Genomic DNA, 18,106 nt, shown 5'->3' on the forward strand with positions numbered 1-18,106 from the left:
ACGGATCTTGCTGTTGCCGGCGCTGCAGTGCCCGCCCTGTCTCAATGCTTGAGATGGATCGTCACCCAGCCTTCGCGATGCAAGGTGCGCACGTGCCGGAAATTCTGGCCGACATAGGCCGAGATGACGGCATCGCGCTGGCGCTCGAGAATGCCTGACAGCACGATCGAGCCACCAAGCGCGATGTGCCCGGCCATTTGCGGCGCCAGCCGCATCAGCGGCCGCGCCAATATGTTGGCGACGATGAGATCGAAGGGGGCGCGCTTGCCGAAGATCGGGTTGTGAAAGCCCGGGGCTGTCACCGTTTCGACGAGCGCCTTGACATGGTTGAGCCGCGCATTGGCGGCGGCGACCTTCACCGCCACGGGATCGATGTCGGTGGCGAGCACCGGAATATGCGCCAGCTTGGCGACGGCGATGGCCAGTACCGCGCTGCCGGTGCCGAGGTCGAGCGCATTGCGCGGATGCTCGCGCCGCACCACTTTCTCCAGCATATCGAGGCATCCGGCGGTGGTGCCATGGTGGCCGGTGCCGAAGGCGAGGCCTGCCTCGATCTCGATGGCGAGTTCGCCGCTGTGGCGCTTTGTGCGATCATGTCCACCGTGGACGAAGAAACGGCCGGCGCGCACCGGCTTCAGGCCTTCCAGCGAACGCGCCACCCAGTCGATGTCGGGCAGTGCTTCGCGCTCGACCGGCTGCGACAGAGCGAGGCCGGCAAGAATGTCCTTCACCCGCGCCTCGACGGCGTCGACGTCGCCATCGGCGTAGAGCGAGACCTCGTGGATGTCCTTGTCCTCGTCGACTTCGAGCACGGCAATCGGCAAGCCTTCATCCTCGAAGGCCAACTCAAGCGCCGCGAAGACGCGCTCAGCCTCGATCTTTCCGGTGGTGAAATGGAGCCGCGTCTGGGTCATCGGGAGTTTCTTCTTCGAGTTTGATCTTTGGACAAACGGAACCGTTTGTCGGAGAAAACCGGTTTCCACTTTTCGGGATCAAACTCTAGCCCTTCGTGGCAAGACGCTTCAGCTTTTCGACCGCGGTGCTGGCGCTTTCGCCATAGGCGATCGTGCCGGCGAAGTCGCCCTTGCCGTTGAGCAGCAGCACCGAGGCGGTGTGGTCCATCGTATAGTCGCCGTCGCCGGTGTCGACCTTCTTCCAGTAGATGCCGAACGACTTTGCCATGGCATGGACCTTGTCAGGGTCGCCGGTGATGCCGGTGATGCGGTCGGAGAAGTTGCTGACATAGGCATTCATCACCGCCGGCGTATCACGTTCCGGGTCGACCGACACGAAATAGGCGTGCAGGGTCTTGCCGTCGTCGCCGAGCGTCTTCAGCCAGCCGGAGAGTTCGAACAGCGTGGTCGGGCAAACCTCGGGGCAGTGGGTGAAGCCGAAGAAGACGACGCTGGGCTGCCCCCTGAACGCGGCCTCGGTGATCGGCGCGCCTTTCTGGTCGACCAGGGTGAAGGGTGCGCCGAACGGTTCGCCGCCATAATGGCCGCGATACCAGTCGAAGGTCAGCCAGCCGATGCCGGCCGCCATCAGGACGAGAATACCGACCAGGATAGAACGCATCATCAGAAAAGTCCGTCTGCAGAAATCATCGCGCCGGCTCAATGCCGCGCCGGTGCGACAGTCTTAGCGGTTCGGCCCTGCGCAGGCAAAGTGCCGCGTTGCCGCAACCGCGGTGGTGTTGACGCATCCGCTTGCAAAGCGGCACAACGCGCCCCACCTGAAACCGGCAACTCGAACCGCAGGGAGACTCCTTTGCGCAAACTGATTGGGCGAAAAGTGATCGGCGGCGCCTTGGCCGCATGCATTGCGCTCGGCACCGGCGGCGCCGTCGCCGAGGAAGTCGGCAAGGTGGGCGTCGACTGGGTCGGCAACGACATCATGATCGACGCGATCAAGGACCCCAAGGTGGATGGCGTGACCTGCCATGTCGCCTATTTCGACCGCAGCGTCATCGATCGCCTGCACAAGGGCAACTGGTTCGAGGACCCCAGCGATTCCTCGATCTCCTGCCGCCAGACAGGCCCTATCACGATCGGCGACATCGACATGAGCGAGGGCGGCGAGGAGGTGTTCAAGCAAGGCCTCAGCCTGATCTGGAAGAAGCAGGTGGTGAACCGCATCTACGACAAGGCCAACGAGACGTTGATCTACCTCTCGCATTCCCGCCAGGTGCAGAACGGCTCGGCCAAGATGTCGGTGACGACAGTGCCGCTCTACGGCCAGAATGTGGTGTGGAGCAAGGGCAAGCCGAACTAAGCGGGGTGGGCCTCTTTTGGGCTGATTGGCCCCACGGACAATTGCTCCTGCCTTGCAGGAGCAATTGCTCTGACGTAAAGCCGCCGCATGGACCGTTCCGAAAACCTCGTCCTCAAAGACCCCGAGCCGCGCATCCATCCGACCGCGGAACTCAAGACGTGCAAGCTCGGCCGCTATGCTTCGATCGGCGAACGGGTGGTGCTGCGCGAAGTGAGCGTCGGCGACTTCTCCTATTTCGAGCGCCATTCGGAAGCCATCTACACAACCATCGGCAAATTCTGCTCGATCGCCGCCAACAGCCGTATCAATGCGCTGGAGCATCCGATCGAGCGGCTGACCCAGCACAAGGTCAGCTATCGGCCGAACGAGTATTTTCGCTGGCTGGGCGTCGATGCCGCGTTCCGCGAGCGGCGGCAAGCGAATGCCGTGACCATCGGCCATGATGTCTGGGTCGGCCACGGCGCGGTGATCATGCCTGGCATCACTGTCGGCAACGGCGCTGTCATCGGCGCCAATGCGGTGGTGACGCAGGACGTGCCGTCCTACATGATCGTCGCCGGCGTGCCGGCGAAGCCGCTGCGACCGCGCTTTCCCCCGGCTGTCGCGGCACGGATCGAAGCGCTCGCCTGGTGGGACTGGCCGGTCGAGAAACTCGCCAGGGCGGTTCCCGACATCCAGGCAATGCCGATCGAGGCCTTCCTCGACCGTTGGGAAAATGACGCCGCTTAGAGTCGATCGTCTGCCCGAGTGCCGGTCGGCGCTTTCGGGAAACCCCTTCCGCCATGCGGGGGTGGCGCGGCGGAAGGGGCTGGAGTTAAACCGCCGTGAAGCGGAAGGAGCAGGCTCTTTGCCTGCATGGTTACCATGACACTAAACCGATAAGGTGTGCTTTCGCCAAACACCCTCATTGCGTGCATTCAATTGCGCCAGACGTATTTGTTGCCGGTGGAACCTGGAACGGTCGTCGGTTGTTTCTCATCGCGGCAGCCATTGAGGGTTCTCGATGATGGAAAAGCTTTTCACCAAGGTCGCCAACTGGGTCGCGCACATAACCGGCCTACCGCTGACCTTTGCCGCCTGCTGCCTGATCGTCGTCGTCTGGGCGATAAGCGGGCCGTTCTTCGGTTTCTCGGACACCTGGCAATTGGTGATCAACACCGGCACGACCATCATCACCTTCCTGATGGTGTTTCTCATCCAGAACACCCAGAACCGCGATGGAGCGGCGATCCAGGCCAAGCTCGATGAACTGATCCGGGTCAGCGAGGGCCACAACCGCTTCATCGGCATCGAGCACCTGACGGAATCCGAGGTCGAGGAAATCCGCGCCAAGTGCGAACGGGCGGCGCGACGGCATGACGAAAAGATCGCAGCCATGGCCGCGAAGAAGGCCGTGGCGCAAAAGCGGCCTCCGAAGAAGCGCGCCGCCTGAAGCGAAATTCAGTGCTTCAGGAAGGCGGCGAAAGGTTCCTTGTAATCCGGATGCCAGCGCGAAAGAGCCGGGCGGTTTTCGATGATGTCGCCAATGGCCCACGCCATGCGCTTCTCGTCCAGCGGCCGCGCCACTTCATTGTCGGGGCACAGGATGTAGAAGTCACCTCTGACCAGGGATTCCAACATGAAATCAACGACCTGCTCGCCGATCCAAGCGCCGGCCGGTTTTTCCGTGGCACCCTCGGTGAGGCCGGTATAGGTGAAGCCGGGGATGAGCAGATGCGCTGACAGGCGCGCACCAGGCTCGTTGCGCAGCGCATGCGCCAGGCCTTCGGTGAATGTCTTCACGCCGGCCTTGGAGACATTGTAGGCAAGGTTGCCGGGCGGCGTGGTGATGCCTTGCTTGGAGCCGGTGTTGACGATCAGGCCCGGCTTGGCCGATGCCAGCATGCGCGGCGCGAAGGCTTCGACACCATGCACGACACCCCAGAAATTGATGTCGAGCAGCCGCTTCCACGCATCGCGGTTCTCCCAGGGCTTTCCCGGGTTGTCGCCGACGCCGGCATTGTTCATCAGCAGCGAGATCTCGCCGAAGGCGCCGAATGCCCGGTCGGCGAGACGATCGACCTCGTCGGCCTTCGAAACGTCCGACGCAACGGCAAGCACGGCGTCGTCGCCGGCAATGGCCGAGACGGCCCGGGAGGCATCGTCAAGGCGGGTCCCGGCAATGTCCGCGAGCACGATCTTCATGCCCATCAACGCAAGCCGTTTGGCGGCCGCCAGACCAATGCCGCTCGCGGCCCCGGTGATGACGGCGGTGTTGCCGGTGCTAAGCGCGGGCAGGGCGGTCTGGATTTCGGCGTCGGTGATCATGAGCAACGGGTCCTTCTCTCGATGGCGCCGAACTTAGCGCCGGAACAGGCTTGCGCAAGCCTGCGTCGGCACGTGTCCGGGTTGACCGGGCCGGTCGAGGCTGCGCATGCTGTCCCGGTAATGGAGATTTTCTATTGACGGATTGGGTTGCAATTCTGAAGGAACAGACCGCCACCGGCGATCAGATGGGGCGAGAGGTGCCGCAGATGCTGGCCAATCCCGATATCAGCGAAGCCCAGGTGAAGACGCTGTTCTCCGCGTTGGAAAAACAGGCCGAATTCGTCGAGAAACTGCGCATGGCGCTGGAGAAGTTCGGCCATGATTTCTCGATCATCAAGGCAGCCGAACGGCTGGAGGAGCGCTATGCCGACCTTGCCGCTTCGGTGGCGGAAAAGCTGAAGGCGATGCGCGGCTAGGCAATTCCAGGAAAAATGTGCAGCGCTTTCCCTTGGAAATTGCGTCGAAAGATAAAACTACTTCTCCAGGACGCGCGAGAAACGCGTGTCCGGCACAAGCCATACCAAGGCGATCGCAACGTAGAGCGCCACGCTGATCCACCGGTTGAGGAAGGCAAGCGCGATGGTCGCCAGATAGACGGCAAGCGAAATCCTTCCCTTGCGGTCGCTGCCGATTGCCTTGGCGAAGGCGGTATCCGGCCCATGCAGACGGTGCAGGGCGATGACCAGGATGCTGTAGGCGGCCGCGCACATTGCAAGGTCGAAACCATAGACCGCGACCGGAACCGTGGCGAAGTGGTTCTCGCCCATGAAAGCGGTCGTTACCGGCATCAGGGACAACCAGAACAACAGATGCAGGTTTGCCCACAACACGCCACCGTCGACGCGCTGTACGGTGTGGAACATGTTGTGCAGATTGTTCCAGTAGATGCCGACATTGATGAATGAGAGCACGTAGCACAGGAAGATCGGCAACTGCGGTACCAGGGCGGACAAGTCCTCGCCCTCCGGCACCTTGAGGTCCAGCACCATGATGGTGATGATGATGGCCACCACGCCGTCGGTGAATGCCTCGACCCTGCCTTTGCCCATGGAGCCTCCTGCCGCCAGGTTGCCAGTCTAGATGAGCCGAACGGCATCGGGAAAGGGCTCGAGGTCGGTTCTCAACCGTTCGGTGTCTCGGGTGCCATGTTCGCGCGCCCACGCGGCACCCCAAGCCCGGTGTCCGGCGGCTCGCCGGCGGCCGGCCTGTCCTCGATCATGTGCATGGTGCGCCAGCCGCCGAAGCGGTAATAGGCCGCGGCCAGAACCAGCGAGGTGATCGAGCCGGCCGGAAAACTCCACCACAACGCTTCCTCGCCGATCACGCCGCGCATGAAATAGGCAAAGCCGGTGCGTATGACGAGCACCGAGATCACCAGGATGATCAGCGGCGGCATCACCGCACCGGTGGCGCGCACCGTGGCGAACAGCACGATGGTGATGCCGAACAGGATGAACGACCAGGACGCCACGGTATTGATATGGGCGGCGATATCAATTGCCGCGCTGTCGCTGCTCAGGAACAGGCTGAGGATCGAGCGGTCGAAGAGCCACAGCAGCGCAACGAGAGCGCCGGTCAGGACAAGGTTGAAGCCGACGCCGGACGCGGCGACGCGGCCGATCCGGTCCCAGCGGCCGGCGCCGACATTCTGCGCCGCCATCGAGGAGACCGCGGCACCGATGGCGAGCGCCGGCATCTGGATGTAGGTCCACAGCTGCGCGGCGATGCCGTAGGCGGCGGCGACTTGCGAGCCATAGGAGTTGACGATGCCCATCACCGTGAGTGCCGCCGCCGAAATGACGATCATCTGCAGCCCCATCGGCACACCCTTGAAGACGACAATGCGCAGCAAGGCGGGGTCGGGCCGCAGCAGAGCGAGATTGGCGCCGGCCAGCCGCAGCGGATGCTTGCGCGCATAGAGCACGACAAGGATAGCGATGACACTCACGGTCTGACCGATCAGCGTCGAGGTCGCCGATCCGGCGATGCCGAGTTCGGGGAAGGGGCCGATGCCGCGGATCAGCAGCGGGTTGAGCACGATATCGAGCACGACCGCCAGCGCCATGAAGAAGAAGGGTGTACGCGAATCGCCGGCACCGCGCAGCACGGTCATGACGAAGGACAGAAGGTTCATCATCGGCACGGCGATGAAGATGATGCGCAGATAGGAACGCGCCAGCGGCAAGGCGTCCGCCGGTGTGCCAAGCGTGTTGAGGATGGCGTCCACCCAGATCCAGCCGCATATCGCGAAGACTATGGAAACGAGGAAGAAGAAGGTGGCGCTGGTGCCAACGATGCGGCGCGCCTCGGGCAGGTCGCGGGCACCGACCGACTGCGCCACCAGGATGGTCGCCGCCATGCCGATGCCGAACACCGTGCCCAGGATCAGGAACAGGACGAGGTTGGCGTTGGAGGTGGCCGTCAGGGCCGATTCGCCAAGGAAACGGCCGACCCAGACGGCATTGATCGACCCGTTGAGCGACTGCAGCACGTTGGAGCCCAACACCGGCAAGGCAAACAGCAGCAGCGTACGCGGGATCGGGCCGCTGGTCAGGTCGCCGGTGCGCCGGCGCGTGGGCATTTTTTCGGTCATGGCTGGAGGTTTATCCCAACTCGGTCCGCGATGATTGCCGATTCAACGGCACAGGTCGATGCGGCGTCGCAAAATTCCGCTTGGCGTGTATCGAGCGGTTCACCGCTTCACGAAACGGCGAACCGCTTGATCTCCCTGTGTGACGCAATTCCAAAGGTGGAAAGCGATATGCGCTCTGCCTGGGAAACCGAACGCATTTTCCTGGAATTGCTTTGGTCCGATCATGTTCTCAAAGCTCCCGGAATGGGGTATTGATCCTTGGGGCGTGGGGCCCGCATATCCTTATCAGATATGGACAAGCCGGGGGGATCATGTCCGATATTCCGCTGTTTTCCGAGCGCCTGAGCCGGCGCGCGTTTCTTGGTGCGTCCGCTTTGGGTGCGGCCTCCATGGCTCTTTCGGCCTGCACCACGACGGATGTGGCAACGCCGCCGCCGCCGGTGGCCGCGGCGCCACCCGATGCGGCGTTCGGCGATGCCGCAAGCATGTACGCGGCGCGCACCGATGAGGGTTATCAACTGCCGGCAATCCCGGTGGCCAAGCTCGATCCGAAGTTCGTGCGCCAGATCGTGGCCGACCCGACCGGAGAGAAACCCGGCACCATCGTCGTCGATGTCTCCGAGCACTTCCTGTATCTGGTGCGCGATGGCGGCAAGGCCATCCGCTACGGCGTCAGTCTCGGCAAGGCCGGTTTTGGATGGACCGGCAGCGCCGTGGTGCAGGCGAGGAAGAAGTGGCCGGTGTGGACGCCGCCGCCGGAGATGATCCAGCGCCGGCCGGAACTGGCGAAATACAAGGACGGCATGCCGCCCGGCCCGCAGAGCCCGCTGGGCGCCCGCGCCCTCTATCTGTTCCGTGACGGCAAGGACACGATGTACCGGCTGCATGGCACGCCGGAGTGGGATTCCATCGGGAAGAATGCCTCGTCGGGCTGCGTGCGCTTCATGAACCAGGACATCATCGACCTCTACAGCCGCGTCAACGGTCCCGCACAGGTCTTCGTCCGCCCGAACCTGTCGGCCGCCGGCAAGATGATGGCCGTGTCGAGCAGGACGGCCGAGCCGATCGATGCGGGCGTGCCGAAGGACGCGGAGTTCCTGAAGTAGGCGTCCTCACGGTCAGCCGTTCGAGGTCGCTCAGGCGGACGCGCCGGGCGCGCCCGCCCTTTGTATGCGTTACTTCTTGGCGAGGCCGGGAAGCGTGACCTGATAGACCAGGAACATGGTGTCGACATTGGCGCCGTCGTCGGCCTTGTAGGGCGCGCCGACCTGGAAACCGTCCTGGGCGAGGAAGTCGTTGTCATTGGCGACGAACAGGAAATAATCGTCGGGCAGCTTCGGATCGAGCACGCTCGCCAGCGACATCGCTTCCCACTTCTCGGACAGGTTATTGTGGTCGTTCGGGGCGCCATTGTGCAGGCCGAAGCGGCCAAGCTCGGCATTGTCGTTGACGTCGATGAACGGGGTCAGCTTGGCCGGCGTCACCGACGGGTCGAGTACGCCCTTGGGGGCGAGCGGCTTGTCCGCGGCGTCGAAAGGACCGCCGGCAATGTCGGTCGCGGCCGAGACATCGACGATGCTGATTTCGCGGTAGAGTGATGTATCGCCCTTCAGGCCCTGGCCGTTGCCGCTGTCGCGCGCCAGCATGAGGAACGCCGTGTCCGACAACGCCACGATCTCGCTTTGGGCGGCGACCTTGGTCTTGCCCTTGGCGTCCTTGAACACAGGCAGCGGCACGACATATTCGTGCGCCAGCTTGAGATGGGCGAGATCGGAGGCGTCATAGACCAGCGCCCGTGTGTTCTGCCGGGTCGAAGGTGAATCGCCGCCGTCCTGCCTGGTCGCCGACTGCAGCACGGCGATCAGGAACTTGCCGTCCGGCGTCATCGCCATGCCTTCCAGGCCCTGGTTGTTCTGGCGGCCGGTATCGGGATCCTTCGGAGCGGGTTCGGCGGCACCTGGACCGGGATTGTCAGAGGAGAAGTTCGGCGCGCCCTTGCGCATCGGCACCAGCGCCGCCGGCGGTTGGGTCGCCGACATCAGACGGCCTTGCGCGGAGAACCGGTAGATATTCGGGCCATATTCATCGGAGATGAACATCGAACCGTCGGGCAGCCGCACGATCGCCTCGTTGTCGAGGGCGAGCTTGCCGTTGGTGGCGGCGGGCAGGATCGGCATGTCGCCAGCCGCGGCACGCACATCCGACAGCGGATCGAGGCCGCTGGCATCAGTGCCCTTGTCGTCGGTGAGCAGCAAGGTGTCGCCAAGCGTTGCCTTCACGCCTGTCTGCTCCTGGCCAGCGGCACCCGGTGCTGTCGGCGTGAATTCGATGTCGATGGTGTTAAGGCGCGGCCGGTAGTCGGTGGTGCCGGCGACATTGTAACCGCGATCCGGCAGCAACCAGAGCGAACCCTTGTAGGTGCCCGCGTCATGCGTCCAGCCGGCGGCGTCGATCGACATGCCGGAGCCTGAGCCGAACGTCTCGACGAACTTGTCGCGCTGTGCCGCCGGGATGCGACCGACGCCAACCAGGCCCTTGTTGACAAAGCTGGTGGCGCCGACGGTCGCGGTGCTGTCGGCGAGCGCCGGCGTCAAGGCGGTGAACAAGGCCAGCGCGACGCCGAGCGAGACGGTTCGGTGCAGGTGTTTCATGGATAGTCCTCTTGGTGGCGGATGTGCCGGAGCGGCCGAAGAACGAAAAAGCTCAAGGAGGCGGCACATCGATGATGCCGCGTGCCGTCCCCCGAAAGCGGTCTACGGCGCGAACATGATGCTTGCGTGACAGCGCGGCACGTATGCCCGCCGGCGTGTTCATTGCCCTGTGAGGACATGCGCTCGAGGCGAGAATTTGATCACTGCCGCATCCATTTGGGTGGGCAAGCGCAGTACTAGACACTTATGTACAGCGCGTATATGGTGCGGCTTCTGACGGACCGGGAGGAAAGCCTTGAAGCCGCATTATCGCGCAGTGGTCATCGGGGGTGGGGTGGTCGGCGCCTCGGTGCTCTACCATCTGACGCGATTCGGCTGGTCCGATGTGGCGCTGATCGAGCGCGCCGAATTGACGGCCGGTTCGACTTGGCATGCGGCGGCCGGATTTCATGCGCTCAATGCCGATCCCAACGTCGCGGCGCTGCAGGATTACACCATCAATCTCTATCGCGAGATCGAAGCCGAGTCCGGCCAGGACATCGGCCTGCACATGACCGGCGGCGTCAATATCGCCAGCGACCCCCAGCGCTGGGAGTGGCTGAAATCGGCCTGGGCGGTGTTCCAGTCGGTCGGCATCGAAAGCGCGCGGCTGGTGACCCCGGAAGAGATCAAGGCGATCTGCCCGATCGTCGATGTCGCCGGCGTACTCGGCGGCCTGCATGATTCCAACGAAGGCCATCTCGACCCCTACGGCACGACACATGCTTATGCGGGCGCCGCGAAGAAGCGCGGTGCCGAGGTGATCCTGCGCAACCGTGTCGTCGAGTTGAAGTCTCGCGCGGACGGCCACTGGGACGTCGTCACCGAACAGGGCACAATCGTCGCCGAGCATGTCGTCAACGCCGGCGGGCTGTGGGCCAAGCAGCTCGGCCGCATGGCCGGCGTCGACCTGCCGGTGACGCCGATGGAGCACCACTATTTCATCACCGAGGACATTCCGGAGATCGCGGCACTTGACCGGGAAATCGGCATCGCCGTCGACCTCGACGGCTTTTCCTACCTCAGGCAAGAGCGCAAGGGCGTGCTGCTTGGCGTCTACGAGCAGAACCCGAAGCACTGGAACATGGACGGCGCGCCTTGGGATTACGGGATCGAGTTGATCCCGGAAGACATCGACCGCATCAGCCCGGAACTCGCCAAGGCGCATGAGCGCTTTCCCTGCCTGGCGAGCGCCGGCATCCGCAAATGGGTCAACGGCGCCTTCACCTTCACGCCCGACGGCAACCCGATCGTCGGACCGGTGCGTGGCCTTAAGAACTACTGGGTCGCCTGCGGCGTCATGGCGGGCTTCAGCCAGGGCGGGGGCGTCGGCAAATCGCTGGCCGAATGGATGATTTACGGCGAGCCGCAGGCCGACATTTTCGGCATGGACATTGCCCGCTACGGCGCCTTCGCCGCCAATCGCGAATATCTGAAGCAAACGACGCGGCAGTTCTATTCGCGCCGTTTCGTCATGACCTTTCCCAATGAGCGCCTGCCAGCCGGCAGGCCGCTGAAACGCCCTGGCGCCTATGACGGCATGAGTGCCGCGGGTTGCGAATGGACGGCATCGTGGGGGCTGGAAATCCCGGCCTATTTCGCGCCGATGGGTTTTCGCGAGAACACCACGCTCAAGCGCTCCAACGCCTTCGACATCGTCGGCGACGAGGCGCTGCAAGTCCGGCGTGCCGCCGGCCTCGTCGATATCTCGGCCTATTCACGCTATGCGGTGTCCGGCGCGGATGCGGAGGCATGGCTCGACCGGCTGCTGGCCTGCAAGCTGCCGACGGCGGGACAGGCGCGGCTGGCGCCGATGCTCGGGCCGGACGGACGGCTGAAGGGCGACCTCACCGTGATCAATTGGGGCAGCAGTGACTATTGGCTGATGGGTTCCTACTATCTCAGGGAATTCCACATGCGCTGGTTCGAGAGCCAGGCAGGAGAGGGCGCCGCGGTCACCGACATTTCCGACGCGACGGGCGGCTTCCTGCTGACCGGGCCGAATGCGCGGAAAATCCTGGAGCGTACAACACATCAGGACGTCTCCGTCGCCGCACTGCCGTTCATGGCGTGCGGCGCGTTCGACATCGGCATGGTGCGGGCGCGGGTTGCCCGCCTCTCTATCGCCGGCGAGCTCGGCTTCGAGATCAGTTGCCCGGTTACCATGCATGCCACGCTGCGTGACACGCTGCTCGCGGCAGGCGAGGATCTTGGTCTCGCCGAGGTCGGCTACTACGCGCTCAATGCGCTCAGGCTGGAGAAGAGCTTCGGCATCTGGTCGCGTGAATTCACGCAGGGCTACACGCCAGGCCAGACCGGCCTCGACCGCTTCATCGCCTTCGACAAGGGCGATTTCGTCGGTCGCGAGGCGGCGCTGAAGGCGCGCGAAGCCGGTGCCGTCCAGCGGATTGTGACGCTGGAGATCGATGCGCTCGATGCCGACGCCAGCGGCTTCGAGCCGGTCTGGCACGGCGGCCGGCGCGTCGGCTTCGTCACTTCGGGCGGTTTTGGCTACACGATCGGCAAGAGCGTCGCGCTGGCGTTGGTCGACGACGATTTTGCCGAGGAGGGGGTGGCGCTTTCGGTGCACATTGTCGGCGTCGAACGGCCGGCACGGATCATCGCGGCGTCGCCCTACGATCCCTCGGGCAAGGCGATGCGGCAATGAGGAGGATTTTCGATGGTCGATGACGCGGCACGAGACAGCAGGCGCGAACGCCGGCGCGGACGCACGGGCGAAGCCGGCAGCGAAAGCAGCCGCCGACCCAATTACCGGTCGCTGAAGAACCCGTTCCTGCCGCAACCGATCTTTTCCGACGACCAGGTCGCCGCCATCCACGACACGGCGCTGCGGGTGCTGGAAGAGCTCGGCATCAAGGTGCTGCTGCCGCAGGCACGAGAGCTTTTTGCCAGCGCCGGCGCCCTGGTCGACCCGGACACCGACATGGTGCGCATCGGCCGCGACATGGTGGCGGCGGCACTCGCCTCGGCGCCGAAATCGATCCAGGCGCAAGCCGGCGACCGTTCCCGCGATCTGACGCTGGAACTCGGATCGATGACCTTCCTGGCCGGATGCGGGGCGCCGAACGTCACCGATCTCGAACGTGGCCGCCGGCCGGGTACGCTGGCAGATTTCGAGGATTTGCTGCGGCTGGTGCAGCATTTCGACGTGCTGCATATGCTTGGCCCCTGCATCGAGCCGCAGGATGTCGACAACCGCCTTCGCCACTATGCCGTCAACCGCGCGCAACTGACGCTGTCCGACAAGTTTCCGTTCGTCTTCGCGCGCGGCACGCCGCAGGTCGAGGACGGGTTCGAGATGATCCGGTTGGCGCGCGGCCTGTCGCCGGACGAATTCCTGGCGAACGCGCATTGCTACACCGTCATCAACACCAACTCGCCGCGCCAGCTCGACATTCCGATGGCGCAAGGCATCATCGATTTCGCAAGAGCCGGCCAGGTCTCCGTCATCACGCCGTTCTGCCTGGCGGGTGCGATGGCGCCGATCACGGTCGCCGGCGCGCTGGCGCTGCAGCATGCCGAGGCACTGGCGGGCCTGACGCTGGCGCAGATCGTACGGCCCGGTGCGCCGGTCGTCTACGGTTCCTTCTCCTCCAATGTCGACATGAAATCGGGAGCGCCGGCCTTCGGCACGCCGGAGCATGTCAAGGCGACGCTGGGCGCCGGCCAATTGGCGCGCTTCACTGGACTGCCCTGGCGGTCGGGCGGCGGCAGTGCGGCCAACATTTCGGATGCGCAGGCAGCGCACGAAACGCAGTTCGCTCTGTGGGGCTCGGTGCTGGCCGGGGCGACGATGTGCATCCATGCCGCCGGCTGGCTGGAAGGCGGCCTGAGTGTCTCTTTCGAGAAGATGATCACCGATATCGAGGCGCTGCAGACGGTCGCGGAACTCTGCGCCGCGACGCCCGGCGACGATGATTCGATCGGCTTCGAGGCGATCGCCGAAGTGCAACCTGGCGGGCATTTCTTCTCGGCCGGCCACACGATGGCGCGCTACCGCACCGCATTCTATGAGCCACTGGTGGCCGACTGGTCGAATTTCGGCAACTGGACGCAAAGCGGATCAAAGACCGCCAGCGAGCGCGCCACCAGTGTCTGGCGGCGCGCGGTTGCCGATTTCGAGCCACCCGCATCGGCTGCCGCCACATCGGGCGTGCTCGACGAATTCATCGCGCGGCGCACCGAAGAGGGCGGAGCCGCACCGGTTTCGTGAGCGGTGAGTAAGCCCCAAGACGCGTGATGCCTGCGGGAACTTTTCGGTGGATCGGTTCCCGCCATTGGCAATTGGTGCGTCCCGTGCAGAGATGAGCGATGCTCGAAGCCTTCATCGCAATGGTGATCTTCCTGTGCCTGGCGGCGTCGGCGTTCGCCAGCATGGCGATCTGGCCGAGATTGCCGGCCAGACATCGTGATGACGACACGAACGCGGTGGTTCGGCTCGCCGCCAATCTGTTCGGGGTCATGACCTCACTGATGCTCGGCCTGATGATCAACTCGGCCAAGAACACCTTCGAATCGATCGATCACAATGTGCACGCCTATGCGACGGAGCTGATCCTGCTCGACAGGACACTGCGGCTGTATGGCCCGGAAACCGACGCGGTGCGCCAACCGTTGGTCGCCTATATGCAAAGGGTGGTAGACACCTCGTCACAAGACAGCGAGACGACTATCGCCGCCAACCAGTTGTCCGAACGTCTGCTGACGGAGATCGGCTCACGGCTCAATGGGCTGACCCCTCCCGACGCTGTACACGGTTCCCTTCTGCAGGACGGACGCCAGCGCCTGCAGAAGGTGCTGGAATTGCGCTGGATCCTGGTCGAGCAGTCGGAGGGCACGATTCCCTGGCCGCTGATCGCCATGCTGGTTACCTGGCTGGCGCTGATCTTCGCCAGTTTCGGGTTCAGGGCACCGAAGAATACAATCACCGCAGGAACCCTCATGGTGTCGGCCGCGCTGATCGCCGGGGCGATCTACCTGATCCTCGACATGGATGTGCCGTTCTCCGGCCCGATCCAGATTTCGTCGGCGCCGCTGGAGCGGGCATTGGCGGAATTGCAGCGATGATGCGGAACCGGCGGCATTCCCAGGCATTCATGGGAATGAACCATCGGAGGACGACATGGGTTTCGACCAGTATCACGAACCTCCTGAAGAACTGTCGCAGAAGGTGCGGACCTTTGCCCGCATGATCACCTCGCTGATCGAGGAGGCGGAAGCCATCGGCTGGTACGAACAGCGCATTTCGGTGGAAAAGGATCCTCAGGCCCGCGCGATCATGAAGAACGCGCAGGGCGAGGAGTTCAAGCATTTCGGCATGGATCTGGAATTCCTGCTGCGCCAGAAGCAGGACTGGCGGGCGGAACTGAAGGAAATCCTGTTCACGACGGGCGACATCGTCAAGGCCGGCGAGCGGGGCGAGAAGAAGGTGGATTGATTGCCTTCGCCGACTTTTGCGCGAAGCCCGCGGGGTTCGGTTCACACCGCCGCGACGAACCCGTCCAGCACGCGTTTCTGCCCTGCCTTGTCGAAGTCGATGGTCAGCTTGTTGCCTTCGATGGCCGAGATATTGCCGTTGCCGAATTTCTGGTGGAAGACGCGGTCGCCGACGCTGAAGGCGGACGGCGTGTCGGAGACGGATTTGGCGACCAGTTCGCCATCGATGGTGCGGCCCTTCACGCTCGTGCGGCCGGCGCCGTAGCCGCTGTCGGTCTCGCCATAGCCGATGCGCTCGACCTGGTGGCCGGAGCGCGAGCCCCAGTTGCGGTCGGTCGCTTCGGTGCGATTGGCCTGTGCGCGCTGCCAGCCGGGCGTCGAATAGGTGTTGGAGAAGGCGCCGGATTTCTCCGCGCCGCCATTGTTGGCGCCAACATTGTCGAAACGCGACGCGCCATAAGGGTTCTGGCGGCCACCACGACCGGAAGCGAATGAGCCGCCGCCGTAGGAATTGCCATAGCCGCCATAGCTGTTGCCGCTTTCCGCGACCTCGACATGGGCCTCCGGCAGCTCCTCCAGGAAGCGCGACGGGATGGTCGATTGCCAGAGCCCGTGGATGAGGCGGTTGGAGACGAACCAGATATGCAGGTTCTTCTTGGCCCGGGTGAGGCCGACATAGGCCAGCCGGCGCTCTTCCTCCAGACCGGAGCGGCCGCCTTCATCGAGCGCGCGCTGGTGGGGAAAGAGGCCTTCCTCCCAGCCAGGGAGAAAAACCGTCTCGAATTCGAGGCCCTTGGCCGAATGCAGCGTCATGATCGAGACGGCGTCCTGCCCGGCATTCTGCTCGGCATCCATGACCAGCGCCACGTGTTCGAGGAAGGAGCGCAGCGACTCGTACTCCTCCATCGAGCGGATCAGTTCCTTGAGATTCTCCAGCCGCCCCGGCGCTTCGGCCGAGCGGTCGTTCTTCCACATGTCGGTGTAGCCGCTCTCTTCGAGAATGGTCTCGGCGAGCTCGGTGTGCGGCGTGGTTTCCAGCGCCTTTGCCCAGCGTTCGAAATTGGCGGCCACTTCGCGCAATGCGGCGCGCGGCTTCGGCTTCAACTCGTCGCTTTCGGCGAGATTGCCGGCGGCCTCCAGCATCGGAATGCGCAGCGCACGCGCCGTGTCGTGGATCTGGCGGATGGTGGCTTCGCCCAGGCCCCGCTTCGGCACATTGACGATGCGCTCGAAGGCGAGGTCGTCGCCGCCGTTGGCGACGACGCGGAAGAAGGCCAGCGCGTCGCGAATTTCCATGCGCTCGTAGAAGCGCGGGCCGCCGATGACGCGGTAGTTGAGGCCGAGCGTGATGAAGCGGTCCTCGAAGGCGCGCATCTGGAAGGACGCGCGCACAAGGATCGCCATGTCGTTCAGATTATGCTTCTCGCGCTGATAGGCCTCGATGGTCTCGCCGATGGCGCGGGCTTCCTCCTCGGAATCCCACGCGGCGTGGACATTGACCTTGCCGTCCTCGGGGTCGTTGCGGTCGGTGAACAGCGTCTTGCCGAAACGGCCCTCATTGTAGGCGATGAGATGCGAAGCCGCGCCAAGGATATGCGCGGTCGAGCGGTAGTTGCGCTCCAACCTTATGATGGTGGCGCCCGGGAAATCCTTGTCGAAGCGCAGGATGTTGTCGACCTCGGCGCCGCGCCAGCCATAGATCGACTGATCGTCGTCGCCGACGCAACAGATGTTGACTTTGTTATCGCTCACGGGCTGTTCCGCGCCTGCCGGCGCGGGCCCTCCGCGGGGGCCTCGCAACGGCTCGGACGCCCGGTCGGGCTTGCGGCCTTCGGCCGATCGCAGATCCGTCGACGTTGATCCGCGCCCGCTGTCCGGCCGCTGTGCCAAAAGGCGCAGCCACATGTACTGGGCGGTGTTGGTGTCCTGGTATTCGTCGACGAGGATGTATTTGAAGCGCCGGTGGTAGTCCTTCAGCACATCCGGATTGGCGCGGAAGATGCGGATCGGGTGGCAGAGCAGGTCGCCGAAGTCGCAGGCATTGAGCGTCTGCAGGCGCTCCTGATAGGCCTTGTACAGTTCGCGGCCCTTGCCATTGGCGAAGCTGCGCGCGTCGCCCTCGGCGATATCGGCCGGTCCTTGGCCCTTGTTCTTCCAGCCGTCGATCATCTGCGCGAACTGCTTGGCCGGCCAGCGCTTGTCGTCGAGTCCCTCGGCCTGGATCAGCTGCTTGATCAGCCGCACGACATCGTCGGTGTCGAGGATGGTGAAGTCGGAACGCAGACCGGCGAGCTCGGCATGGCGGCGCAGCAGCTTCACGCCGATCGAGTGGAAGGTGCCCAGCCACGGCATGCCCTCGACATTGCCTTCGCCGATCAGGATGCCGATGCGCTGTTTCATCTCGCGCGCGGCCTTGTTGGTGAAGGTCACGGCCAGAATCTGCGAGGGGAAGGCTTTTCCCGTGGCGAGAATATGGGCGATGCGGGTGGTGAGCACGCGCGTCTTGCCGGTGCCGGCGCCGGCCAGCACCAGAACAGGACCCTCGGTGGTCTCCACCGCCAGCCTTTGTTCCGGATTCAGCCCCCGGAGATAGTCCGGCGCATTGTTGTGGCCGCCGCGGGCAGCCATGGCGCGCGCGGCAATGCCCGACGGGGCCGTGGGCCGCGCATTGGGTTCGTCGAAGAAGGGCATGTCTTCGGAAAAGCCGGACATCGCCCCCGAATGTAGTGATTCGGTTGGGAAAGACCAGAACTGTCTACGTTTTGTTCCCGGTAAAGTGGCTTATCCG

16 protein-coding genes are annotated in these 18,106 nt (G+C 63.9%); 9 read left to right on the top strand and 7 right to left on the bottom strand.

Translation table 11 applies throughout. The annotated features are described in order from the left end of the window. Window positions 1–41 precede the first annotated feature (41 nt). Together EB231_RS17035 and EB231_RS17040 are read right to left on the bottom strand one after the other, a co-directional pair. Entirely contained in the window at window positions 42–914 is an 873-nt protein-coding gene (locus tag EB231_RS17035) for a 50S ribosomal protein L11 methyltransferase (RefSeq protein WP_172349822.1), read from the bottom strand. 85 nt (window positions 915–999) lie between these two features. After that, a complete protein-coding gene (locus tag EB231_RS17040) occupies window positions 1,000–1,578 on the bottom strand; it encodes an SCO family protein (RefSeq protein ID WP_172349823.1) in 579 nt (192 codons plus the stop codon). 189 nt (window positions 1,579–1,767) lie between these two features. Between EB231_RS17040 and EB231_RS17045 the strand changes: the two genes are divergently transcribed. The 3 genes from EB231_RS17045 (at window position 1,768) to EB231_RS17055 (ending at window position 3,703) form a co-directional block, all read left to right on the top strand. Next, window positions 1,768–2,271, top strand: coding sequence for a CreA family protein (locus EB231_RS17045; protein WP_172349824.1), 504 nt, complete (start codon window positions 1,768–1,770; stop codon window positions 2,269–2,271). Window positions 2,272–2,358: 87 nt separating this feature from the next. Then, entirely contained in the window at window positions 2,359–3,000 is a 642-nt protein-coding gene (locus EB231_RS17050) for a transferase hexapeptide repeat family protein (RefSeq protein WP_172349825.1), read from the top strand. A 277-nt stretch (window positions 3,001–3,277) separates the two neighbouring features. Then, window positions 3,278–3,703 carry a low affinity iron permease family protein gene (locus EB231_RS17055; RefSeq protein WP_172349826.1) on the top strand — a complete coding sequence of 142 codons (426 nt, stop codon included), beginning with the start codon at window positions 3,278–3,280 and terminating at the stop codon, window positions 3,701–3,703. Between the two features lie 8 nt (window positions 3,704–3,711). Here the strand turns inward: EB231_RS17055 and EB231_RS17060 are convergent, their stop codons facing one another. After that, window positions 3,712–4,578: an SDR family NAD(P)-dependent oxidoreductase gene (locus EB231_RS17060; RefSeq protein ID WP_172349827.1), complete on the bottom strand. Its 867-nt coding sequence runs from the start codon at window positions 4,576–4,578 to the stop codon at window positions 3,712–3,714. 134 nt (window positions 4,579–4,712) lie between these two features. Here EB231_RS17060 and EB231_RS17065 point away from each other — a divergent pair, with 134 nt between their 5' ends. Further along, entirely contained in the window at window positions 4,713–4,994 is a 282-nt protein-coding gene (locus EB231_RS17065; RefSeq protein WP_023792142.1) for a hypothetical protein, read from the top strand. Window positions 4,995–5,051: 57 nt separating this feature from the next. Here EB231_RS17065 and EB231_RS17070 read toward each other — a convergent pair whose 3' ends face one another. Further along, window positions 5,052–5,627 (bottom strand): TMEM175 family protein, encoded by a 576-nt coding sequence (locus tag EB231_RS17070; RefSeq protein WP_172349828.1) that lies wholly within the window; start codon window positions 5,625–5,627, stop codon window positions 5,052–5,054. Window positions 5,628–5,698: 71 nt separating this feature from the next. Continuing rightward, window positions 5,699–7,171, bottom strand: coding sequence for an MATE family efflux transporter (locus tag EB231_RS17075; protein WP_172349829.1), 1,473 nt, complete (start codon window positions 7,169–7,171; stop codon window positions 5,699–5,701). 311 nt (window positions 7,172–7,482) lie between these two features. Between EB231_RS17075 and EB231_RS17080 the strand changes: the two genes are divergently transcribed. After that, complete coding sequence (locus tag EB231_RS17080; RefSeq protein WP_172349830.1) at window positions 7,483–8,277, top strand: L,D-transpeptidase; 795 nt, start codon at window positions 7,483–7,485, stop codon at window positions 8,275–8,277. A gap of 69 nt (window positions 8,278–8,346) precedes the next feature. Here EB231_RS17080 and EB231_RS17085 read toward each other — a convergent pair whose 3' ends face one another. Then, a complete protein-coding gene (locus tag EB231_RS17085) occupies window positions 8,347–9,822 on the bottom strand; it encodes an esterase-like activity of phytase family protein (protein WP_172349831.1) in 1,476 nt (491 codons plus the stop codon). Window positions 9,823–10,117: 295 nt separating this feature from the next. Between EB231_RS17085 and EB231_RS17090 the strand changes: the two genes are divergently transcribed. From EB231_RS17090 to EB231_RS17105, 4 genes are all read left to right on the top strand, one after another. Continuing rightward, window positions 10,118–12,529, top strand: a complete 2,412-nt coding sequence (locus EB231_RS17090) for a GcvT family protein (protein WP_172349832.1) — start codon at window positions 10,118–10,120, stop codon at window positions 12,527–12,529. A gap of 12 nt (window positions 12,530–12,541) precedes the next feature. After that, window positions 12,542–14,095 carry a trimethylamine methyltransferase family protein gene (locus EB231_RS17095; protein WP_172349833.1) on the top strand — a complete coding sequence of 518 codons (1,554 nt, stop codon included), beginning with the start codon at window positions 12,542–12,544 and terminating at the stop codon, window positions 14,093–14,095. 98 nt (window positions 14,096–14,193) lie between these two features. Then, entirely contained in the window at window positions 14,194–14,949 is a 756-nt protein-coding gene (locus tag EB231_RS17100) for a bestrophin-like domain (RefSeq protein ID WP_172349834.1), read from the top strand. A gap of 55 nt (window positions 14,950–15,004) precedes the next feature. Next, a complete protein-coding gene (locus EB231_RS17105; RefSeq protein WP_172349835.1) occupies window positions 15,005–15,319 on the top strand; it encodes a ferritin family protein in 315 nt (104 codons plus the stop codon). A gap of 41 nt (window positions 15,320–15,360) precedes the next feature. Here EB231_RS17105 and EB231_RS17110 read toward each other — a convergent pair whose 3' ends face one another. Then, the gene (locus EB231_RS17110) at window positions 15,361–18,030 is read right to left on the bottom strand and encodes an ATP-dependent helicase (protein ID WP_172349836.1); all 2,670 of its coding nucleotides are present in this window, start codon (window positions 18,028–18,030) and stop codon (window positions 15,361–15,363) included. Between the last annotated feature and the right edge of the window lie 76 nt (window positions 18,031–18,106).

Source organism: Mesorhizobium sp. NZP2298 (assembly GCF_013170825.1).
Taxonomy (GTDB): domain Bacteria; phylum Pseudomonadota; class Alphaproteobacteria; order Rhizobiales; family Rhizobiaceae; genus Mesorhizobium.

What these genes read in the sequence shown, in the direction of transcription:
- EB231_RS17060 (WP_172349827.1), bottom strand. Translation starts at nt 4,578, where the DNA reads ATGATCACCGACGCCGAAATCCAGACCGCCCTGCCCGCGCTTAGCACC.
- EB231_RS17035 (WP_172349822.1), bottom strand. Translation starts at nt 914, where the DNA reads ATGACCCAGACGCGGCTCCATTTCACCACCGGAAAGATCGAGGCTGAG.
- EB231_RS17080 (WP_172349830.1), top strand. Translation starts at nt 7,483, where the DNA reads ATGTCCGATATTCCGCTGTTTTCCGAGCGCCTGAGCCGGCGCGCGTTT.
- EB231_RS17100 (WP_172349834.1), top strand. Translation starts at nt 14,194, where the DNA reads ATGCTCGAAGCCTTCATCGCAATGGTGATCTTCCTGTGCCTGGCGGCG.
- EB231_RS17050 (WP_172349825.1), top strand. Translation starts at nt 2,359, where the DNA reads ATGGACCGTTCCGAAAACCTCGTCCTCAAAGACCCCGAGCCGCGCATC.
- EB231_RS17110 (WP_172349836.1), bottom strand. Translation starts at nt 18,030, where the DNA reads ATGTCCGGCTTTTCCGAAGACATGCCCTTCTTCGACGAACCCAATGCG.
- EB231_RS17040 (WP_172349823.1), bottom strand. Translation starts at nt 1,578, where the DNA reads ATGATGCGTTCTATCCTGGTCGGTATTCTCGTCCTGATGGCGGCCGGC.
- EB231_RS17055 (WP_172349826.1), top strand. Translation starts at nt 3,278, where the DNA reads ATGGAAAAGCTTTTCACCAAGGTCGCCAACTGGGTCGCGCACATAACC.
- EB231_RS17095 (WP_172349833.1), top strand. Translation starts at nt 12,542, where the DNA reads ATGGTCGATGACGCGGCACGAGACAGCAGGCGCGAACGCCGGCGCGGA.
- EB231_RS17105 (WP_172349835.1), top strand. Translation starts at nt 15,005, where the DNA reads ATGGGTTTCGACCAGTATCACGAACCTCCTGAAGAACTGTCGCAGAAG.
- EB231_RS17070 (WP_172349828.1), bottom strand. Translation starts at nt 5,627, where the DNA reads ATGGGCAAAGGCAGGGTCGAGGCATTCACCGACGGCGTGGTGGCCATC.
- EB231_RS17075 (WP_172349829.1), bottom strand. Translation starts at nt 7,171, where the DNA reads ATGACCGAAAAAATGCCCACGCGCCGGCGCACCGGCGACCTGACCAGC.
- EB231_RS17085 (WP_172349831.1), bottom strand. Translation starts at nt 9,822, where the DNA reads ATGAAACACCTGCACCGAACCGTCTCGCTCGGCGTCGCGCTGGCCTTG.